At 63.0% G+C, this 19144-nt stretch carries 19 protein-coding genes and 1 pseudogene; 8 read left to right on the forward strand and 12 right to left on the reverse strand.

Annotated features, from left to right (window positions below; genetic code table 11):
* Positions 1-114: 114 nt before the first annotated feature.
* Positions 115-1113: an ABC transporter permease gene (locus NKH98_RS25705; protein ID WP_254820532.1), complete on the reverse strand. Its 999-nt coding sequence runs from the start codon at positions 1111-1113 to the stop codon at positions 115-117.
* 33 nt (positions 1114-1146) lie between these two features.
* Entirely contained in the window at positions 1147-1887 is a 741-nt protein-coding gene (locus tag NKH98_RS25710; RefSeq protein ID WP_023675804.1) for an ATP-binding cassette domain-containing protein, read from the reverse strand.
* Between the two features lie 427 nt (positions 1888-2314).
* On the opposite strand from NKH98_RS25710, the gene NKH98_RS25715 reads away from it, so the two are divergent.
* The 3 genes from NKH98_RS25715 (at position 2315) to NKH98_RS25725 (ending at position 4467) form a co-directional block, all read left to right on the forward strand.
* Positions 2315-3304: a sugar-binding protein gene (locus NKH98_RS25715; RefSeq protein ID WP_254820533.1), complete on the forward strand. Its 990-nt coding sequence runs from the start codon at positions 2315-2317 to the stop codon at positions 3302-3304.
* Positions 3305-3448: 144 nt separating this feature from the next.
* Positions 3449-4225, forward strand: a complete 777-nt coding sequence (locus NKH98_RS25720) for a FadR/GntR family transcriptional regulator (protein ID WP_352902767.1) — start codon at positions 3449-3451, stop codon at positions 4223-4225.
* Positions 4225-4467 carry a hypothetical protein gene (locus NKH98_RS25725; protein ID WP_352902770.1) on the forward strand — a complete coding sequence of 81 codons (243 nt, stop codon included), beginning with the start codon at positions 4225-4227 and terminating at the stop codon, positions 4465-4467. Before NKH98_RS25720 ends, NKH98_RS25725 begins: the two co-directional genes overlap by 1 nt.
* 563 nt (positions 4468-5030) lie before the next feature.
* Here the strand turns inward: NKH98_RS25725 and NKH98_RS25730 are convergent.
* On the reverse strand, positions 5031-5969 hold the full coding sequence (locus tag NKH98_RS25730; protein WP_352902773.1) for an NAD(P)-dependent oxidoreductase: 939 nt from the start codon (positions 5967-5969) through the stop codon (positions 5031-5033).
* Between the two features lie 146 nt (positions 5970-6115).
* Between NKH98_RS25730 and NKH98_RS25735 the strand changes: the two genes are divergently transcribed.
* Complete coding sequence (locus NKH98_RS25735; protein ID WP_352902776.1) at positions 6116-7012, forward strand: NAD-dependent epimerase/dehydratase family protein; 897 nt, start codon at positions 6116-6118, stop codon at positions 7010-7012.
* 93 nt (positions 7013-7105) lie between these two features.
* On the opposite strand, the pseudogene NKH98_RS25740 reads toward NKH98_RS25735, so the two are convergent.
* From NKH98_RS25740 to NKH98_RS25750, 3 genes and pseudogenes are all read right to left on the reverse strand, one after another.
* Positions 7106-7590, reverse strand: a pseudogene (locus tag NKH98_RS25740) (nucleoside deaminase).
* 224 nt (positions 7591-7814) lie between these two features.
* Positions 7815-8678, reverse strand: a complete 864-nt coding sequence (locus tag NKH98_RS25745) for an EamA family transporter (RefSeq protein ID WP_352902779.1) — start codon at positions 8676-8678, stop codon at positions 7815-7817.
* Entirely contained in the window at positions 8675-9292 is a 618-nt protein-coding gene (locus NKH98_RS25750) for a nitroreductase family protein (RefSeq protein WP_502894324.1), read from the reverse strand. Before NKH98_RS25750 ends, NKH98_RS25745 begins: the two co-directional genes overlap by 4 nt.
* Before the next feature lie 106 nt (positions 9293-9398).
* Between NKH98_RS25750 and NKH98_RS25755 the strand changes: the two genes are divergently transcribed.
* Both NKH98_RS25755 and NKH98_RS25760 read left to right on the forward strand, forming a co-directional pair.
* Positions 9399-10400: a LysR family transcriptional regulator gene (locus NKH98_RS25755; RefSeq protein WP_352902782.1), complete on the forward strand. Its 1002-nt coding sequence runs from the start codon at positions 9399-9401 to the stop codon at positions 10398-10400.
* 30 nt (positions 10401-10430) lie between these two features.
* Positions 10431-11204, forward strand: coding sequence for a FadR/GntR family transcriptional regulator (locus NKH98_RS25760; protein ID WP_254819087.1), 774 nt, complete (start codon positions 10431-10433; stop codon positions 11202-11204).
* 26 nt (positions 11205-11230) lie between these two features.
* Here the strand turns inward: NKH98_RS25760 and NKH98_RS25765 are convergent, their stop codons facing one another.
* The 5 genes from NKH98_RS25765 to NKH98_RS25785 form a co-directional block, all read right to left on the reverse strand.
* Positions 11231-12337 carry a Gfo/Idh/MocA family protein gene (locus NKH98_RS25765; protein ID WP_352902784.1) on the reverse strand — a complete coding sequence of 369 codons (1107 nt, stop codon included), beginning with the start codon at positions 12335-12337 and terminating at the stop codon, positions 11231-11233.
* A 32-nt stretch (positions 12338-12369) separates the two neighbouring features.
* A complete protein-coding gene (locus NKH98_RS25770) occupies positions 12370-13182 on the reverse strand; it encodes an ATP-binding cassette domain-containing protein (RefSeq protein ID WP_352902852.1) in 813 nt (270 codons plus the stop codon).
* Positions 13183-13196: 14 nt separating this feature from the next.
* Positions 13197-14312 (reverse strand): ABC transporter permease, encoded by a 1116-nt coding sequence (locus NKH98_RS25775; protein ID WP_352491125.1) that lies wholly within the window; start codon positions 14310-14312, stop codon positions 13197-13199.
* A 205-nt stretch (positions 14313-14517) separates the two neighbouring features.
* Positions 14518-15486, reverse strand: coding sequence for a rhizopine catabolism ABC transporter substrate-binding protein (locus NKH98_RS25780; protein ID WP_352644847.1), 969 nt, complete (start codon positions 15484-15486; stop codon positions 14518-14520).
* 66 nt (positions 15487-15552) lie between these two features.
* Positions 15553-16527, reverse strand: coding sequence for a polysaccharide deacetylase family protein (locus NKH98_RS25785; RefSeq protein WP_352902786.1), 975 nt, complete (start codon positions 16525-16527; stop codon positions 15553-15555).
* A 347-nt stretch (positions 16528-16874) separates the two neighbouring features.
* On the opposite strand from NKH98_RS25785, the gene NKH98_RS25790 reads away from it, so the two are divergent.
* Complete coding sequence (locus tag NKH98_RS25790; RefSeq protein ID WP_352902788.1) at positions 16875-18119, forward strand: DegT/DnrJ/EryC1/StrS family aminotransferase; 1245 nt, start codon at positions 16875-16877, stop codon at positions 18117-18119.
* A 170-nt stretch (positions 18120-18289) separates the two neighbouring features.
* On the forward strand, positions 18290-18733 hold the full coding sequence (locus NKH98_RS25795; RefSeq protein ID WP_023675820.1) for an SRPBCC family protein: 444 nt from the start codon (positions 18290-18292) through the stop codon (positions 18731-18733).
* 31 nt (positions 18734-18764) lie between these two features.
* Here the strand turns inward: NKH98_RS25795 and NKH98_RS25800 are convergent, their stop codons facing one another.
* The gene (locus tag NKH98_RS25800) at positions 18765-19130 is read right to left on the reverse strand and encodes a GFA family protein (protein ID WP_352644841.1); all 366 of its coding nucleotides are present in this window, start codon (positions 19128-19130) and stop codon (positions 18765-18767) included.
* Between the last annotated feature and the right edge of the window lie 14 nt (positions 19131-19144).

Raw genomic sequence — 19144 nt, forward strand, 5'->3', positions numbered from 1 at the left:
GCCCATCTGCTTCACTGCCATCGCGATTCCCTCCGAGCTTCGTCTCAGAGAATCACAATCAGCGAATTACGCAACAGGCCCACAAGGGGAGAAGGGGACGTTGGGGCTTGAACGTCAGTCGTTGCGCCTGAAATTGCGGATGCGGTCAAACAGCACGGCGAGCAGGATGGCGCCGCCGATGAACACGCCTTGCCAGAAGGCATTGATGCCGAGCAGGCCGAGGCTGTTGCGGATGACCTCGATCAGCGCCGCGCCGACGACCGCGCCGAAAGCGGTGCCCATGCCGCCGGCCAGGTTGGCGCCGCCGATGACGGTGGCGGCGATCACCTGAAGCTCCATGCCGTTGCCGAGATTGGTGGTGACCGCGCCCAGCCAGCCGGTCTGGATGATGCCGGCAAGGCCAGCCGCCAGTGCCGAGATCATGTAGACGACAACCTTGATCTGGCGCACCGGAACGCCGGTCAGCGTCGCCGCATGCTCGTTGCCGCCGATGGCGAAGATGTGCCGGCCGAATTTCGTCCAGCGCAGCACAAAGCCGGTGATCAACGCCAGCACGATCATGTAGAGCACCGGATTGGCGATGCCGAACACCCATGCGCCGCCGCCCAGCGCCAGCAGCTTGTCGTGGTCCGGCCCAAACTGGAAGACGACGGTGTTGTTGGAGGCGACCATCGCAAGGCTGCGCGCAATCGACAGCATGCCGAGCGTCACCACGAAGGGCGGAAAGCCGAGATAGGCGATCAGAACCCCGTTGAAGGCGCCGATGATCAGCGCTGTCGCGATCGCAGCGCCAATGCCGATCTCGATGCCGTAGCCGGCATGCATGGTCACGGCCAGCACCATCGAGCAAAGGCAAAGCACGGAGCCGACCGACAGGTCGATACCGCCCGTGATGATGACGAAGGTCATACCGAGCGCGACGATGGCGACGAAGGTGACGTTGCGGGTGATGTTGTAGAGGTTCTTGGTTGTGGCGAAGGAATCCGTGGCCACCGACAGGAACAGGCAGGCGAGGATGACCGCGATCACCACCCAGAAGGTCTGGCTGGCAAACACCTTGCTCAGCAAGGTGTGCTGCTTGTGCGCGATCGTCTGATCAAGGGTGACAGCCATTATCGACCTTTTTTACTCTGGTTGAGGCGTCAATCATACCTGTTCGATGGCGCCGGTGATGAGTCCGGTGACTTCTTCCGGCGAACTGGATGCTATCGTCTTGTCGGCGACCTTGCGGCCGCGCCGCATGACGATAACGCGGTCGGCAACGTCAAAGACGTCGGGCATGCGGTGGCTGATCAGCACGACGGCGATGCCCTGGTCGCGCAAATGGCGGATCAGGTTCAATACCTCAGCGACCTGGCGCACCGAGATCGCCGCCGTCGGCTCATCCATCAGCACGATCTTGGCCTGCGAAAGCATGGTGCGGGCGATCGCCACCGCTTGCCGCTGGCCGCCCGACATTTGTTTGACCAGGTCGCGCGGGCGCGTTTCGGATTTCAGCTCGGCAAAGATCTGGCCGGCACGCTTGTACATCGCGGCATAGTCGAGGATGCGAAGCGGCCCGAGGCCGCGGCGCAATTCGCGGCCGAGATAGACGTTGGCGGCGGCCGTCAGATTGTTGCACAGCGCCAGGTCCTGATGGACGATTTCGATGCCGTGCTGGCGCGCCTCGACCGGCTTGTGCAGGATCAGCTCCTTGCCGTCCATCTGCATCGTGCCATGGCTCGGTGGGAAATTGCCGGCGATCATCTTGACCAGCGTCGACTTGCCGGCACCGTTGTCGCCCATCAGGCCGACAACCTGTCCGGCCTCGATCGACAACGAAACGTCGTTGACCGCCTGGATGGCGCCAAAATGCTTCGAGATGTTGGTGAGTTCGAGAACCGCCACCAGCCTTCTTGCCTCCCCGTGCTTTGGGGCCTGCGGTTCTGCCGCGGCCTTTCGCTCTTCCCAGTTCCTCCCGGAAGCAGCGATTTCGCCCATTTACGCATAAGCCTTCTTGGCGTCAACCACGGCTTCTTTCGAAAAATCAGTTTTGTAGGACAAATAGCATTGACGTCGGTGACAAGGCGATATTAGCTAAGTGTCGGAGGAGCTTGCGCCGAGCCACCGGGTTGCCGGAAGGAATCGGTGAGGGTTTGTCGGTCAGGGATTTGGCAACCGGCGCTATCTGTCGGTGCCTGTCTGAGACTGAATATGAAAATGCTTATCGACCTGGCTTGGCGGCACGAGTGCGACATCCTCTGTCATCTTGCTCCGGGTCGGTCTGTGTGTGGCGGGCACGCGGTGTCCGTTTGTTTCAAAAGGGAGGACTGACATGAGGAAATCACTATTGCTCGCTGCCGCCGCCGTCATGGCGTTGGGTGCCGGGCCGGCCATGGCCAAGAAACAGCTCGTCATCGTCGTGAAGGGTCTCGACAATCCATTCTTCGAGGCCATCCACCAGGGCTGCGAGAAATGGAACAAGGAAAACGCCAGCTCGGAATATGAGTGCTTCTACACCGGACCGGCGTCGACCTCGGATGAGGCCGGTGAAGCCCAGATCGTCCAGGACATGCTGAGCAAGCCCGACACGGTGGCGATGGCGATTTCGCCGTCGAACGCACCATTGATCGCGCAGACGATCAAGAGCGCCAATCCGTCGATCCCGATCATGACCGTCGACGCCGACCTCAGCAAGGAAGACGCGGCGCTGCGCAAGACCTATCTCGGCACCGACAACTACCTGATGGGTCACAAGATCGGCGAATACATCAAGAAGGCCAAGCCGAATGGCGGCAAGATCTGCACCATCGAAGGCAATCCGGCGGCCGACAACATCCTGCGCCGCGCGCAGGGCATGCGTGACGCGCTTTCAGGCAAGGACGGCCTCGCGGCGCTGGCAGGAGAAGGCGGCTGGACCGAAGTTGCCGGCTGCCCGGTGTTCACCAATGACGACGGCGCCAAGGGCGTGCAGGCGATGACCGACATCCTCGCCGCTAATCCCGATCTTGACGCCTTCGGTATCATGGGCGGCTGGCCGCTGTTCGGCGCTCCGCAGCCCTATCGCGACCTGTTCAAGCCGATGGCCGACAAGATCGCCAGCAACGCCTTCGTCATCGGCGCCGCCGACACGATCGGCGACGAGGTGGCGATTGCTCGTGACGGGCTGGTGACCGCACTGGTTGGCCAGCGGCCGTTCGAGATGGGCTACAAGGCGCCTTCGGTGATGATCGACCTGATCGAAGGCAAGCCGGTGGCCGATCCGGTGTTCACCGGCCTCGACGAATGCACCAAGGATACCGTCGACACCTGCATCCAGAAGTAGGTCGGCAATTACGGGGCGCCCGTCGGGCGCCCCGTTACGCATCGTCCATACAAACGCACGAGGCGACGCTGCTTTGGAGCGTAGGCCGCTGACTTGTCGTGCCCTGAATTCAGGCTTTCGACAAGCAGCTGCCGGGGAATACGAATGCCGGACGCGACATCAAAAAAGCGACCCGCCAAGAAGGCAGAGGCTGAGCGGCCGGCCGGCGTTCGGCGCGCCGACGCCGCACACTTTCCCGGCTCGAGCGTTCACGCGTCGCTCGCCAACGAGATCGGGCTGAGGATCGTGCGCGGCGACTATCCGCCGGGAACCATCCTGCCCAACGAGGCCAAATGGTCCGAGACCTTCGACGTCAGCCGCTCGGCGGTGCGCGAAGCCATCAAAATGCTGATGGCCAAGAGCTTGCTGTCGTCACGTCCCAAAATCGGCAGCTGGGTCGAGCCGAAAGAGCGTTGGAACCTGCTCGATCGCGATGTGCTGGCCTGGTACGCGACCTCGCCGGATCGTGAGGTGTTCCTCAGGACCGTGCAGGAATTCCGCCACATCATCGAGCCGGAGGCGAGCGCCTTTGCCGCCATGCGGCGCACCGACGAGCAGATGGCCGAGATCAGCCAGGCCTGCCGCGAGATGGGCGAGGCAACCAATCTGCAGGAGCGAACGCGCGCCGACACGCGGTTCCACCTCGCCATCCTGCGCGCCTCGGGCAACGATCTGCTGGTGCCGCTCGGCGTGCTGATCGAATCGGCGCTCGATCACCTGTTTGTTTTCGTCACGCGCGAAACCAGCGACCAGCAGCATGCGCAGAGGCTGCATGAGGCAATCGAGAAGAACATCCGCCTGCAGCGGCCGGCTGCAGCCCGTGCCGCGGTGCACAGACTTCTCGCCAACACCGACGACGTTATCGGCCGGTCGCGGCGGTGATGGTTGCACAGGACGGCGAACTCGGGTGGGACAGGAATTCGGTTTTTATCGTCGCAATGTATTTGTTCTTGATTTGTGCCGGCAGCTATGCTACTAATTTGGGTATGGTGCGAATTGGCGCCGACGACCCGCCCACCGAGGCGGGTTTTTGTTTTTGGCTTCTTCCGATCGAAAGTGCGCGTGCTTTGGTGCACGGACTTCTCGCCAATACCGACGACGTTATCGGCCGGTTCCGGCGCTGATTCGATCGTTTCTCGGCCAACTGCGTGTAAGTCGGGTTCGATCGTTCCCGTCAGTCGCAAATCGCAAATTTAGGAGATTAGCCGAAACCCTCCCTTCGTCATCCCCTCCCTTCGTCATCCCTGGGCGGAGCAAGGAGCGAAGCGACGCGGCGCAGGCCCTGGGATCCATGCCGTTACCTTGCGGCAGTGCTCCAGCGGGCCAGAACCAAACGCTGCCACCCCCGTCCTGCGAAAAAGCTCGAAGCACTCTGGGACTGGTCGTCTCGATCAATTCGGTCTTCCATTGGCGGAGCCAGCGCTTCAGCAGCTTCTGGCTCGCGGTCATGGTGGAAGGGCAACGAGCGCAATGGGATACAAGCGCCGTTCTGAGCCGCTGCATTCTTCGGCTGATATCACGGCATGGATCCCAGGGTCTGCGCGACGTCGCTTCGCTCCTGCTCCGCCCTGGGATGACGAGGTGTGGTGTCATGTGGCTAATCGCCAGCGTTGGAGATTGGCGGCTGTAGCTGGTCGGCAGCGAACGTCTACAGTTGCGACACTCCCAGGCGTTAATCCCAACGTTCTCAGATCGTCTGCTTCTTGCCGTCCCTGGTCGGCATCAGGTCGACGCCGTTGACCTTGCCGATATGCGTGGCCAGCATCGGCACGTACTGGTCGGCGGGGCCGGTGGCAAAGGCGCCGGCGAAGGCGTTCTTGGTGGCGTTGCCGAGCGGGTTGGCGATGCCGGCAGCACCCGCCATCGATTCGAGATAGGTGAGATCCTTGAAGGCATTGGCGATGGTGAACTTGTGCGCGTCGCGGTCGCCTTCCAGCGTCCAGCGCATGAAGGTCTGGTAGAAGCCGCAATCCATGCGGCCGTTGCGGATGACGCTGTCGAAACGCGGCGGCGAGATGCCGACCTTCTGCGCCAGCGCCAGCGCTTCGGAATAGATCGCGGCGTAGCCGAGCGAAATGAAGTTGTTGAGCAGCTTCATGCGGTGGCCGTCGCCGGTGTCGCCGATATGGACGATGCGCCCGGCCCAGGTTTCGAGCACCGGCCTCAGCCGGGCAAAGACCGCATCGGGCGCGCCGACCATGGCGTCGAGCGTGCCTTCCCAAGCCTCCTTCGGCGTGCGGCTGAGCGGGGCATCGACATAATCGACGCCTAGCCCCTTGAGTTCGGCGGCCAGCGCCACCGTCGAAACGGGATCAGAGGTCGAGCAGTCGACGACAACCGATCCCTGCTTCAGGCCTTCCTTGAGGCCGCCTGGGCCGCGGATGATGGCTTCCACCTCGCGCGAGCCGGTGACGCAGATGAAGACGATGTCAGAGGCCGCCGCGACGTCGCGCGAGGTCGCCGCTTCCCTGGCGCCGCGGCCGAGCAGGTCTTGCGCCGGCGCGCGGTTCTTGCGGCCGAGAAACGTCAGCGGATAGCCCTTGTCGACGATGTTCTTCGCGATCCCGTGTCCCATCAGGCCAAGCCCGATGAAGCCGATCTTTTCGCTCGCGGCGGTCGTGTTCATGTCGTTTCGTCCTATTTTGCAATGATGGATGACGGCGCTGCAGCTTGCCGGCGAATTGTTGAAGCGGGTTTTTGCCGCATGCCATGGCAGGCGATTGCAGAGTTCGATATTGTCTGACAATACACATGAATTCCAGGGAGAGCAAAATGACGAAGCGGATTATGTTCACCGGCGGCAGCGGCAAGGCCGGGCGCCACGTCGTGCAGTATCTCGTCGAGCAGGGCTGCCAGGTACTCAACATCGACACCAAGCCGCTCGACAATCCCAAGGTGCGCACGCTGATCACCGACATCACCGACAGCGGGCAGGTGTTCAACGCGCTGTCGAGCTATATGGGCCTGCATGAATTCGACCCGTCGCTGCGTACGCAGCCGGTCGATGCCGTGGTGCATTTCGCGGCGATCCCGCGCATCATGATCACGCCCGACAACGAGGTGTTCCGCATCAACGCGCTCGGCACCTACAACGTCATCGAGGCGGCGGTGAAGCTCGGCATCCGCAAGGTGGTGATCGCCTCCAGCGAAACCACCTACGGCCTGGTCTTCGCCAACGAACCGCGCGATCCGACGTATTTCCCGCTCGACGAGGAGTACGACGTCGATCCGATGGACAGCTATGCGCTGTCCAAGGTCGTCAACGAGAAGACCGCGCGGGCGTTTGCACAACGCGATGGCAGCGACATCTACGCCCTGCGCATCGGCAACGTCATCGAGCCGCATGAATATTCGCTGTTTCCGAAATGGTTCGCCGATCCGGGTTTCCGCAAGCGCATCGCCTGGAGCTATATCGACGCGCGCGACCTCGGCCAGATCACGCTGCGCGCCATCGAGAAGGACGGGCTCGGCTATCAGGTGTTCAACGCCGCCAATGACGACACCTCGTCCGACCTGCCGACGGCCGAACTTTTGAAGCGGTTTTATCCCGACGTGCCCGTCAAGGGCGATCTTGGCGAATACGAGACGCTGCTCTCCAACCGCAAGGCGCGCGACATGCTCGGCTTCCGGCCGGAGCACAGCTGGCGGAAGTACGTCAAGACGAGCTGACGGGCGCACCTGACGCGGAGTCGCCACTGGGTCAGCCCCGATTTTTTCGTCATGAGGCTAGGCTCACGCGTTTGCCGCGCGCGGGCAATCGAGCTACTTGTCTTTCCAGAAATCGGCCTGGAGTTGCGCCGCTTCATCGGCAAGCAGCGGGCCGACGACTTCAGTCGGACGCTGCCCGGCTTCGAAGACGATCCTGCAGGGCAGGTCGAGCGTGGGATTCTCGACATGTGCACCCGTTACCCGCTTGAGGTCATGTTCGCTCTGCCCAAAGACGACCCGTCCGATGCCCGCCCAATAGATTGTCCCAGAGCACATCGCGCAAGGTTCGGCCGAGGTGTAGAGGGTGCAGGAAGCCAGCTTTTCGAGACTGACATTCATCGCCGCCCACGAGGCCAGCAGCCTTTCGGCGTGAGCGGTGCGGTCGCCCCCGCCGGCTTTGTAAGCGTTGGGCTGCTCGCGCAACACATTGCCGTATCGGCGAGGAGCGAACCAAAGGGATGTTCGCCAGCATCGCGGGCTCGGCGCGCGACTTCGAACGCCTGACGGAGCAGACGCTCATCATAGGGCCGTTGTGGCATCGGCAGATCCTCCGCCGCTTGACCATAGTGCCGAACAATCCGCCGACACAAGGTGGCGGCCTAGGCGGTAGTGCCTCAGTTTCACGCGCCCCGACCAGCGATGGCACCGAAGGCGGGAAAGCGCGGGCCGTACAAAGCGTGCCAGTGGCGATTAGCGCATTGGCAACCTCTTGCGTACGCACGACCAAGCCGGCGGTCAAATTTCAAACTGACCCACTTCCCGCTCAGGCTAAAGCCTCGTTCCGATTGGGCCGTTGAGCCAGCCAGATGCTGCCGATGACGAAAACGACGCCGGCGATTTGAGGCAAGGTCAGCGTCTGATCCAGAAATACCCATCCAAGCAGCACGGCGGTCACCGGGCTGAGGAAAAGCAGCGATGACACCACTGCGGATTCCAGTCGCGCAATGCCCCGGAACCAGAGGACATAGGTCAGCGCCGCACCGATCAGCCCGAGCCACGCCAGTCCAAGCAGGTTGGCGCCGGTCGGCAGCGGGATGGAAGGCTCGCAAAGCAGAGCCACTGGAACGAGCAGCAGACCGCCGGCGGTCAGCTGCCATGCCGTGAAGGTAAGCAGCGATACTGGCGGTTGCCATTTACGGGCCAGTACGCTTCCGAAGGCCATAGAGGCCGCCCCGGCGAGGCCGGCGGCAACGCCGACCGCATCGAGCGCCGCATTCGGGGTCAGCACCAGCAATGCGACACCTGCGATCCCGACAAGGGCGGCGACGATCGCCAACCGGCGGACAGGGCTGTCAAGCAGGGCAGCAGCAAGGAAAATCACGATCAACGGCTGGACCGACAGCACGGTCGCGGCGACCCCGCCCGGAAGCCGGTAGGCGGCGACAAACAACAGGCTCAGGAAGATCGAGATGTTGAGGGTCCCGAGGACGAAACTGCGCAGCCACCAGATGCCCGTTGGAAGTTGCCGAACGATCACGAGCAGCAGCAATCCGGCGGGCAAGGCACGCAGCATTGCGACCGTCATCGGCGAGAAGTTCGGCAGGAACTGCGTGGTGACGATATAGGTGCTGCCCCATATTGCGGGTGCAATGGCTGTAAGCAACAGATCGAAACGGCGCGTTTTCATAAGATTTCCAGCACTTCGGCAAGAGGGCGGCGGGGCTTTTGCGGCCAGTTTCCGGGCGCGGCGCGGCCGACTGCGATGAGCATCACCGGCACTTCATTGCGCCCAAGGCCAAACTCGCGCGCCACGCCTTCGGCATCGAAGCCGGCCATCGGACCGGAGACGAGCCCCAGCGCTTCGGCCGCGAAAATCAGCGTTGCAGCGCAGAGCGTTGCCGAGCGCACCGCCTCGTCGCGGGCCGCTAGAGGATCGGCATATTGGGCGCGGGCGCCCTCCCGCCAGCCCGAAGCCATATCCGCCGGCATGAAGCCGGCTTCGACGAAAGGACGCAGCCTGGCATTGAGGGCAGCGTGGTCGGGCAGTACGCCGCAGACGATGAAGGTGACCGCTGCTTCCTGCACCTTGGCCTGGCCATGGGCCACGCTGCGCAACCGCGCCTTTGCTTCCGGCGTCCGCACGGCGATGAACCGCCAATTCTGAAGGTTGTAGGCGCTTGGCGCGCGCGTTGCGAGGCGTGCCAGTTCCTCGACCTCGGCATCCGTCAATGCGTGCGAGGCATCGAACCGATTGGCCGACATGCGCCGCTCGATCAGGGAGATTGTGGGGTTGGTCATCATGTCGTTCCGAATCGAGCAAGCCGTTCGGATAGCAGATAGAGAATTTACCAACGAGCGATAATACGCGATAATTGAAAGACATTGTTTACTAGAAGAGAATGATGAGATGGATCGCCTGACTGCGTTGCAGGTTTTCCGCCATGTGGCGGAACTGAACAGCTTTGCCGAAGCCGGACGGCGGCTCGGTCTCTCTCCTCCCGCGGTCAGCAAGAACATCGCCGAATTGGAGGCGCATCTGGGGGTGCGGCTTATCAACCGGACAACGCGGCGCATGGCCCTGACCGAAGAAGGCAGAATCTATCTGGAGCATGTCACGCAGGGGCTCGATGCGCTGGCCAGGGCCGACCAGGTCCTCGGCCCGGTCAAGACGGCGCCGAGCGGCACGTTGCGGGTCAGCGCGCCGATGACTGTCACGTTGACGCGGCTTTCGGCTGCCATCCCCGCGTTCCTATCGCGCTATCCCGATTTGAAACTCGATCTGCATCTTGACGACAGGCGCGTCGATATCGTGCGGGAGGGATTTGACCTGGCCATTCGCGGCAGCGACAATCTCGAGGATTCCAGCCTGGTCGCGAGAAAGCTTGCGGTCATGCCGCACGTGCTTTGCGCAGCTCCGTCCTATTTCGAGGAGCATGGCCGGCTCAAGACGCCTGCCGATTTGAAGGCGGCCAATTGCATCCGGTTCAGCCTCTCGGGGCATGCGGACATATGGGAATTCCGCAAGGACGGCCGCGTCGAGCGGGTCGCCATCGACGGACGATATACGGTCTCGTCAAGCCTTGCCGTGCGCGATGCGCTGCGCGCCGGCTTCGGCGTCAGCCTGATCCCTTATCCCTATGTCGAGAGCGACCTGAAAGCAGGCCGGCTGCAATCGGCTCTGGATGACTGGGAAAAGGTCGAAACCACGCTCTACGCGGTCTATCCGGCACGGCAGCATCTTGCCCCGAAAATACGCGTCTTCCTAGATTTCCTGATCGAGGAATTCAGTCGGAACAAAGAGAAGCTGTTTGTGCCGCTCCGGCGTGGGCGCTCGGCAAGGCGCGGTGTCGGGGAGGGGACTGAGGCGGAAAACCAAACTGAGATATTGCCGTCGATTTCATCTCCTTGACACGCCTCCAAATCCGGACTTTGTGGAGCTATGCAGGACGCGAAGCCGAACAAGGGAAAGACAGCGGCCGAGGCGTTCGCCGAACGCACGAGCGGTATTCGCCGGGCCGATGCGGCGCGCATACCGGGGTCGAGCGTTCACGCGTCGCTCGCCAACGAGATCGGGCTGAGGATCGTGCGCGGCGATTATCCGCCGGGAACCATCCTGCCCAACGAAGCCAAATGGTCCGAGACCTTCGACGTCAGCCGCTCGGCGGTGCGTGAAGCCATCAAAATGCTGATGGCCAAGAGCCTGCTGTCGTCACGTCCCAAAATCGGCAGCTGGGTCGAGCCGAAAGAGCGCTGGAACCTGCTCGATCGCGATGTGCTGGCCTGGTACGCGACCTCGCCGGACCGCGAGGTGTTCCTCAGGACCGTGCAGGAATTCCGCCACATCATTGAGCCGGAGGCCAGCGCCTTTGCCGCGATGCGGCGCACCGACGAGCAAATGGCCGAGATCAGCCAGGCCTGCCGCGAGATGGGCGAGGCGACCAACCTGCAGGAGCGCACGCGCGCCGACACGCGGTTTCACCTCGCCATCCTGCGCGCCTCGGGCAACGATCTGCTGGTGCCGCTCGGCGTGCTGATCGAATCGGCGTTCGATCATCTGTTCGCTTTTACGACGCGGGAACTCGACGATTTGCAGCATGCGCAGAGGCTGCACGAGGCAATCGAGAAGAGCATTCGCCTGCAGCGGCCGGACGCGGCTCGCAATGCGGTGCGCAAGCTGCTGGCCAATACCGACAGCGTCATCAAGTCCAGGTAGCGGCCGTTCGGCTACAGGTTGAGCGCTCAGTTGAAGGGTGCAGTCGCCAGATGATGCCATGTCAGGCCGAGCAGCAGCTCCTGGTCGCGGGCGGCGTGTTCGGGCGGGTTGACGACGGGGTCGCCATTGACGATGGCCGCCCAGAAGCCACGCATCTCCTCGACGAAGGCTTCTGCGTAGCCGGCGCGCAAATCACGCTTGGACAGTATGTGACCGTCCGAGGTCGTCACCGTCAGCCGGGTCGGATGATGGTTGAGCCAGGGCGAGGGGAATTCGAGCTCGAGGCTGGCATCGTCGAAGAACAGCGTGATCCGCTCCTTGTAGTCGGCGAGCTTGGGCACGGTGAGATGGGTCATGGTCCACAGCGCCTGCCCGTCCAGCAACTTGACGGCGCCCTGGCCGCCGTCGCCATTGGCAAAGATCTGCGCGCCGACGATCTCGCCGTCCGGCACGCCGAGCGCGTCGAGCAGGCCGTGGACGGCGTTGACGTCGTGAATCAAGGCCGAGCTGTAAGCGCCGATAAATCCACGGAAAGCGAGCTTCGTCACGGGGACACCGATGGCGTATTCGACCTGGCGCTTCTGCTTGGCGGCAACAGCGGCGATCAAGTCGTTGGGGATATCGGTGCCGCGCCTGTAGGGCTGGTGGGTGATGAACGGCCAGGCGTCGGGATCGTTCACTTCCACCGAGACCGCGCGCAGCGTGCTTGATGTTCCAGGCAGCGAAGCGAGCGCCAGCCGGTAGCTCGGATCGAAGCGCTTCATATAGCCGACCTGAACGATTTTCCCGGCGGCGTCGCGCGCGGCGATGATCTCGGCGATTTCCGCCAGCGAATAGCAGAGCGGCTTTTCGCAAAAGACATGCAGGCCAACCGCCAGCGCCGCCAGCACCTGTTCGTGATGTAGCGGGTCCGGCGAGCCGATCACCACCGCGTCGAGGCGTTGGTCGAAGAGCTGGTCGATCGTTTCGAAATTGGCAACGCCATGGGTGTCGGTGACGAACTGCCGCGAAATCCTGGAGGGATCGGCGACCCCGACCAGCTCGAACAATTCACTGAGGCGCAGCAGATTGGGAATATGCTCGAGCTGCGAGATCATGCCGGCGCCGACGACCCCGACGCGTATCCTGCTCATTGGATCATTCCCCGCAATGTCCGATTGTCAGCTCAAGGCGCCGCAGGCGGCCGGTTGCCGATCTGGGCGAGCAGGCCGGCAATCTCCGCCTCGACCGCCTTCAGATCCTCGCCGCCCGACATGATCGAGATGACCTCGTCGCGCGAGATCTCCGACTTGGCGTAGGTACCGCGATTGCGGCCGCGGTTGAGCAGGGTGAAGGTGTCGCCGACCGGATAGGCATGGTGGATGTTGTGGCTGATGAAAATGACGGCCAGGCCCCGCATGCGAGCTTCGATGATGAATTTCAGCACCATCGCCGCCTGGTGGACGCCGAGCGCGGAGGTCGGCTCGTCGAGGATCAGCACGCGCGCGCCAAAATGCACGGCGCGGGCGATCGCCACCGACTGGCGCTCGCCGCCCGACAGCGTGCCGACGGCTTGCGTCGGATCGCGCACGTCGATGCCGATGTCGGCCATCGCCTGCCTGGCGATGGTGTTGGCGCGCTCCTTGTCGATGCGCGAGAAAGGCAGGCTGCTTTTGGTCGGCTCGCGGCCGAGGAAGAAGTTACGGGTGATCGACATCAGCGAGATCATGCCGAGATCCTGGAACACCGTTGCCACGCCGAGCTCCTGCGCGTCGCGCGGGCTGCGGAAGGTGACCGGCTTGCCGTCGACCAGGATTTCGCCCTTGCTCGGCCGGTAGACGCCGGACAGAACCTTGATCAGCGTCGACTTGCCGGCGCCGTTGTCGCCAAGCAGGCAGTGGACCTCGCCCGGATAGACCTTGATGTCGATGTCCTGGAGCGCGCGCACCGAGCCGAAATTGACGCTGACGCCGCGCAGTTCCATAGCCGGTTCGCTCATTTGGGCTGGCGCAGTCATTTGCCACCTCCGCGGCCGAGCGCCTTCAGCCTGATGTAGTTGTTGACCAGCACAGCCATCAGGATGACGATGCCGAGGAAGACCTTGAACCAGTCAGTGTCGATGCCGGTGTAGAAGATGCCCATCTGCACCAGCCCGAAGATCAGCGCGCCGAACAGCACGCCATAGACGGTGCCGTAGCCGCCGGTGAGCAGCACGCCGCCGATGACGGCGGCGATGATCGCCTCGAATTCCTTGAGCAGGCCGCGCGTGGTGTCGGCGGAGCCCGCCTCCATCACCTGGATGGTGGCAAGCAACGTCGCCGCGCAGGCGGTGTAGATGAACAGGCTGATCTTGACGCGATCGACCGGCACGCCAACGTTGCGGGCTGCGATCAGGTCGCCGCCAGTGGCGAAGATCCAGTTGCCGTATTTCGTCTGGGTCAGCACGTAGCCGGCCAGCGCCGTCAGGCCAAGCCACCAGACGATCGACATCGGAATGCCCGCGACGAACGGGATGCCGTCGCTGCGGGTGGCGATCCAGCCTTGCGCGCCCATCCAGTGGAACAGGCCGGTGAGCAGATGGCCGTTGAAAATGCCGGCCGTCGCCGGATCCGGTGCGCCTTCGAGTATGTAAGGGATCTGGGTGCGGCCGGTGACGGCGCGGGTGATGCCGATCGACAGTCCGCGCAGGATATAGAGCGTGGCCAGCGTGACGATGAAGGAGGGCAGGCGCGTCTTCACCACGATCAGGCCATTGAGATAGCCGGTGAGGATGGCAACGGCGAAGGCGCAGGCGATGCCGCCCCATAGCGGCAGTCCCCAGTACTTCACCGTCAGCCCGATGACGACACCGGCGAAGCCGACCATGGAGCCGACCGAAAGATCGAACTCGCCGGCGATGATGAGGAGTGCTGCCGCGGTGGCGACGATGCCGAGCTCCGCCGACAGCGTCAGGAAGGTCATTGACCCCTGCAGCGAATAGAGGTTCGCCGCGCCCGGCAGCAGCGCAAAGATGATGATCGTCGCAAGCAGCCCCCCGGCGGCACCGGCTTCCGGCCGGCGCAGCCACTGGGTCAGCTTGCCGGTGCTGGCCAACCGTTCGTCGGCGCCGGCGGCCCGCTTCGACGTCATGCCGAAGCGGTCGGTCGCCTTCAGTTCACCCGGAGATATCGCCTTGTCTTCCACGACCGCCATTAGGCTCTCCAATCGCTCAAATCGCAATCTTCGAACGAACGGGAGAGCGCTTGGCGCTTTCTCCCGTTCCGTCGGAGCGCTGGCCTAAATTTTGATGCATGTCGTTACCGCAGAACCGCTGCACACTTTTGCGCGACATGCATTAGCGGATGCCCTCTTTGGCTAGCGCCAGGATCGCCTTGGCTTTTTCCGGCGTATCGATGAACAGCGGTCCGGTATAGGCGTTGTTCTGCGGCCAGAAGCCGTGCGTCGCCTGCTCGACCAGGTAGATCACCGGCAGATAGCCCATCAGATATTGCTGGGCGTCCATGCCGAAGCCCATTTCGCCGGCGACGACAGAGTCGAGAACCTCCGGGCTGATGTCGAAGGTATAGAGCTTGAGCTTGCCGAACAGTTCCTTGTCGCGGAACATCGGGATCAGCGGGTTGGCGGCAGTGGCGCCAAGCGCGAAGACGGCCTGCGTGTCGGGATGTGCCGACAGATAGGCTTCCGTGCGGCGCTGGATGTCTGCGGGATCGGGCGCTACGGCCAGAACCTCGGTGCCGCCGCCGGATGGCTTCAGCCCGTCATTGAGGCCCTGGCAGCGCTGGTCGAGGCTGACATTGCCGACCTCGTGATTGATGCAAACGACCTTCAGCGTGCCTTCCTTGGCCAGCCGCTCGCCGGCCTTCTTGCCGGAATCATATTCGGAAACGGTGCCGACATAGAGCGTCGTGCCGAGCTCGGCGCCTTCCTTTTCGCCGGAATCCAGAACCACCATGGGAATATTGGCGGCAAGCCCGGATTTGACCGATTTGCCGAGTGCATTGGCGTCGGCGATGGAGACGGCGATGCCGTCCGGCTTGGTGGCAATGGCGGCGTCCAGAAGCCGGGCCTGCTCGACCACGTCGAAGACCTGCGGCGCGTAATATTCGACCTTGGCGCCGGTGAGGGCGGCCGCGTCATCGACGCCGCGCTTGACCACCGACCAATAGGGATCGGACGCCGACCCATGCACCACGAAGGTGATGCGGACGTCCTTCGGATCCTTGAGGCCCGCGGCATACGCAATGCCTGTCATCAGGCCTGCCGAGAGGAAGGCGCCCAATGCCGCTTTCAGAAGAGTTTTCATCTTATTCTCCCATTTATCGTTGCAGTTCCAATCCCTCTGGCGCCGTTTCCGGCCGCGACGATCGGCTCACGTCGCGGATCGGGTGGCCGCTTTGCGGGCCTTTGCCGACGCCAATCGCTGTTCGCCCGCGTTGCTGCCGCGGGCCGTTGTCGATGACCGCCCGGCCGAGAGCGTGGCGCGAAGCTCCTCGCGCAGCGGCTTCATGCCGATGACGTCGATCGGCTGTGCGGCGAGCCAGTCGCGAAAGCCCTGGTCGCGGAACAGCTCGTACTCTTCGGTGCGGATATAGGCGGAACGCGGCTCGATCAGCTCGAGTTCACCGGGCGCGTTGCAATGCAGGCAAAAGAAGGTCAGGCCCTCGCGCACACCCTCGATGAGCGCTTTGTAAGCGGGCTCGATCGACCTGGAACGCGGCCGGCCCCAGGTTGTCTGAATCGCGGCGTCGAAAATGGCAAAGCCGCTAGCGCGGGCCAGCGCCACGCCGCGCTGGAACGCCTCCTCGGTAACGCCGACCAGATTGTCGTTGGGGGAATAGGCGGACAGCGTCTTGGTCAGCAGCACGGGCAGCTGATATTCCAGCCCGAGCTTGATGTAGATGTCGCAAAATTCCGGCGACAATGCCGCGCCCATATGCGCGTCGAGATGGGTAACGTCGATGCCGGCGCGATAGGCGGTGTCGATCTGGGCGCGAAGCTCGGCCTCGACCGCCTGCGGCACCGCCTTGCGGCGCGTGGTCGCCACATCCGGCCAGAAGAAGCCGAACTCGTCGGTCAGGCCGGCCGCTCGCGACGGCGCGGTCAAGGGCCGCCATTTGTAATGCTGCTTCTCGCTGTTCAGCGTCAGGTGGACGCCAAGGTCAAGGCTGGGGTTGGCGGCGGCGCCTTCGGCCATCTCGAGGAACCAGGGGCACGGGACCATCACCGCGCCGGAACTGCAGACACCCAGCCCGCTCAATTCGAGGAAGGCGCTGTTGGCGCCGTGGCACATGCCGACATCGTCCTCGTGGAGCACGATCCGTTTGCTGGAGCCGGCGGCGTTCACGAATGGCCGCCTTCCCGCCGGCATACCGGTTTCGAGGGTCTTCCAAAGTGTGTCCCGTATTTCATGGAACCAACCGTTTGCCCAACTGGCCGGAATGGAACGCCGAAACCCGGCTTTCCGACAGGGCCACTTTGGCGAATTCGGATGGATACGATTTGCCTGCCGGCTGAGACACTTAGCTGCCGATTTCCCCAATCAGGGTTCAAAACCATTCATAGGAACCGTCTTCCGGGCGCAGATGGCTTGGTCGAATAGCGGCGGAGTGGTTCTTTCAAACTGTGCCGACAAGCCTACAGCTGTCCACACCATCGAGCGACCCACATTACCAAATGACTTGGAGGCCTGTCATGTACACCGCCGGCGAAGAGGAAATCGAAGCCATTGCCAGGGTGATCCGCTCGGGCGCGCTGTTTCGTTACGGCAAGGACAGCGAATGCGACCGCTTCGAGGCCCGCTATGCGCAGCATCTTGGCGTCGAGCATTTCGCGCTGGCCGCCAGCGGCACCTATGGGCTCGCCGCCGGCCTGATCGGCCTCGGCATCGGCCCGGGGGACGAAGTGCTGGTGCCGGCTCACACCTATATGGCGACCGCGACCGCGGTGCTTTCGGTCGGGGCCATTCCCGTCATCGTCGACATCGACGAGAGCCTGACCATCGATCCCATCGCCCTGCGGGACGCCATCGGGCCGCGCACCAGGGCGGTCATCCCGGTGCATATGTGGGGCGCGGCCTGCAACATGAATGCGATCATGGACATTGCTGCCAAGCGCGGTCTGCTGGTGCTGGAGGATGTCTGCCAAGGCATCGGCGGCGGCTATGAGGGCCGCAGGCTCGGCTCGATCGGCCATGCCGGCGCCTATTCCTTCAACTACTTCAAGAACATGACCTCGGGCGAGGGCGGCGGCATCGCCACCAGCGACCCGAAAGTGGCTGAGCGGGCGCGCTGCGCCATCGACCCTTGCCATTTCTACTGGCAGGGCAGAAGCGACAGCATCAAACCCTTCGCCGGCATCGGCGCGCGTGCTTCCGAACTGATGGGGGCGATGCTCAATGTCCAGCTCGACCGGCTGGACGGGATCATCGAGGCGATGCGGGCCGAGAAGAAAATGGTGCTGGCCGGTACCCGCCACCTTAGCAATCTTGGGCTGACGCCATCGCCGATGAACAGCGCTGACGACGATTGTGCCGCACAGGTGATGTACCTGCTGCCGAGCGAGCAGGCGGCGCAGACCTTTTCGAAGACCATTCCGAGCGTCGTTGCCGGCAAGACCGGCCGTCACAATTTCACCCAGTGGGACCAGGTGCTGATGCATGAAGGGGCGCATCATCCGGCGCTCAATCCTTACGCATTGCCCGAGAACCAGGGCCTGCGGCTGGATTATCCCGACGCCCTCGGCAAGCGCTCGCTCGACATCCTCAACCGCACCGTGATGATTGCCATGAACCCGGCGCACAGCGATAGCGACATTCAGGACATGATCCACAACATCGACGCGGCGGCGCGGGTGGCGCTGGAGAATGCTTCTCTCGACGATATCGAATTGCGCAAGGCGGCACCGGTTGATCTGCAGAAGTTCGACAGTGTGAACTAGACCAGTTCCGGCGCGGTTTGCTACCCTGCGGTCGAGTTCCTTGTCCGGTGGCCGGGCGAGGATTCCGGCCGGCATAACCGGTTGTCAAAAAACCCGCGGGCCCGTGTCGGATAGGCCGGGCTCCGCTCGTCCTAGGGGGGCATCGATCACCAACACGGAGGATTAACGATATGCCCGGCACCGTACGGCTGCACCGCGTTCTGACAACAAGCCCGGAGAAAGTCTACCGCGCGTTCCTCGAGGCCGACGCACTTGCGAAATGGCTTCCGCCGAACGGCTTCACCTGCACGGTTCATCACTTCGAGGCGAAAGTCGGCGGTACGTTCAAAATGTCCTTCCGCAACTTTACCACCGGCGACAGTCATTCGTTCGGCGGCGAATATGTCGAGCTCGTGCCCAATGAGCAGCTGCGTTACACCGACCGGTTCGACGACCCCAACCTGGCCGGCGAGATCGAGGTGACCGTGACATTGAAGAAGGTGTCGGTCGGCACCGAAGTGAATATCACGCAGGCAGGTATTCCAGACGCCATCCCGGTCGAGGCGTGCTATCTCGGCTGGCAGGAGTCGCTGCGAAATCTGGCGAAGCTCGTTGAACCCGAGATCAACCAGTAGGATAAAGCGCTGCCCTGGCGGGTTGGCGTCGCTAACCGGAAACCCAGGGATGGCGCCGTTCTTCCCACCCAACATGCGCCGGAGCCGGAAAGGCGGGATCGGCGAAGCAGCCGACCGCGACGGCGATCCATTCAGGCTTTCGCTCGGGCTCCCAGAAGACGCTCGAGCCGCAGCCCGGGCAGAAATGGAAAGTGACGTGATGGCCGCTCCGAGCCGATCGCCTGTAGGTGCTGGCGTCGCCTTCGGCTTCTACCTTGTCGCGCGCAAAGAACGCTGCGACGCCGTACGTGCTGCCGGTTCGCTTCTGGCAGTCGAGGCAGTGGCACTGTGCAACCAGTTGCGGGTCTCCCTCACAGGAGATCCTCAGCTGCCCGCAGGCACAGGATGCGGTTCTCATGGCAATCCTCATGG

It is taken from the genome of Mesorhizobium sp. M0833 (genome assembly GCF_040319905.1).
Lineage (GTDB): Bacteria > Pseudomonadota > Alphaproteobacteria > Rhizobiales > Rhizobiaceae > Mesorhizobium.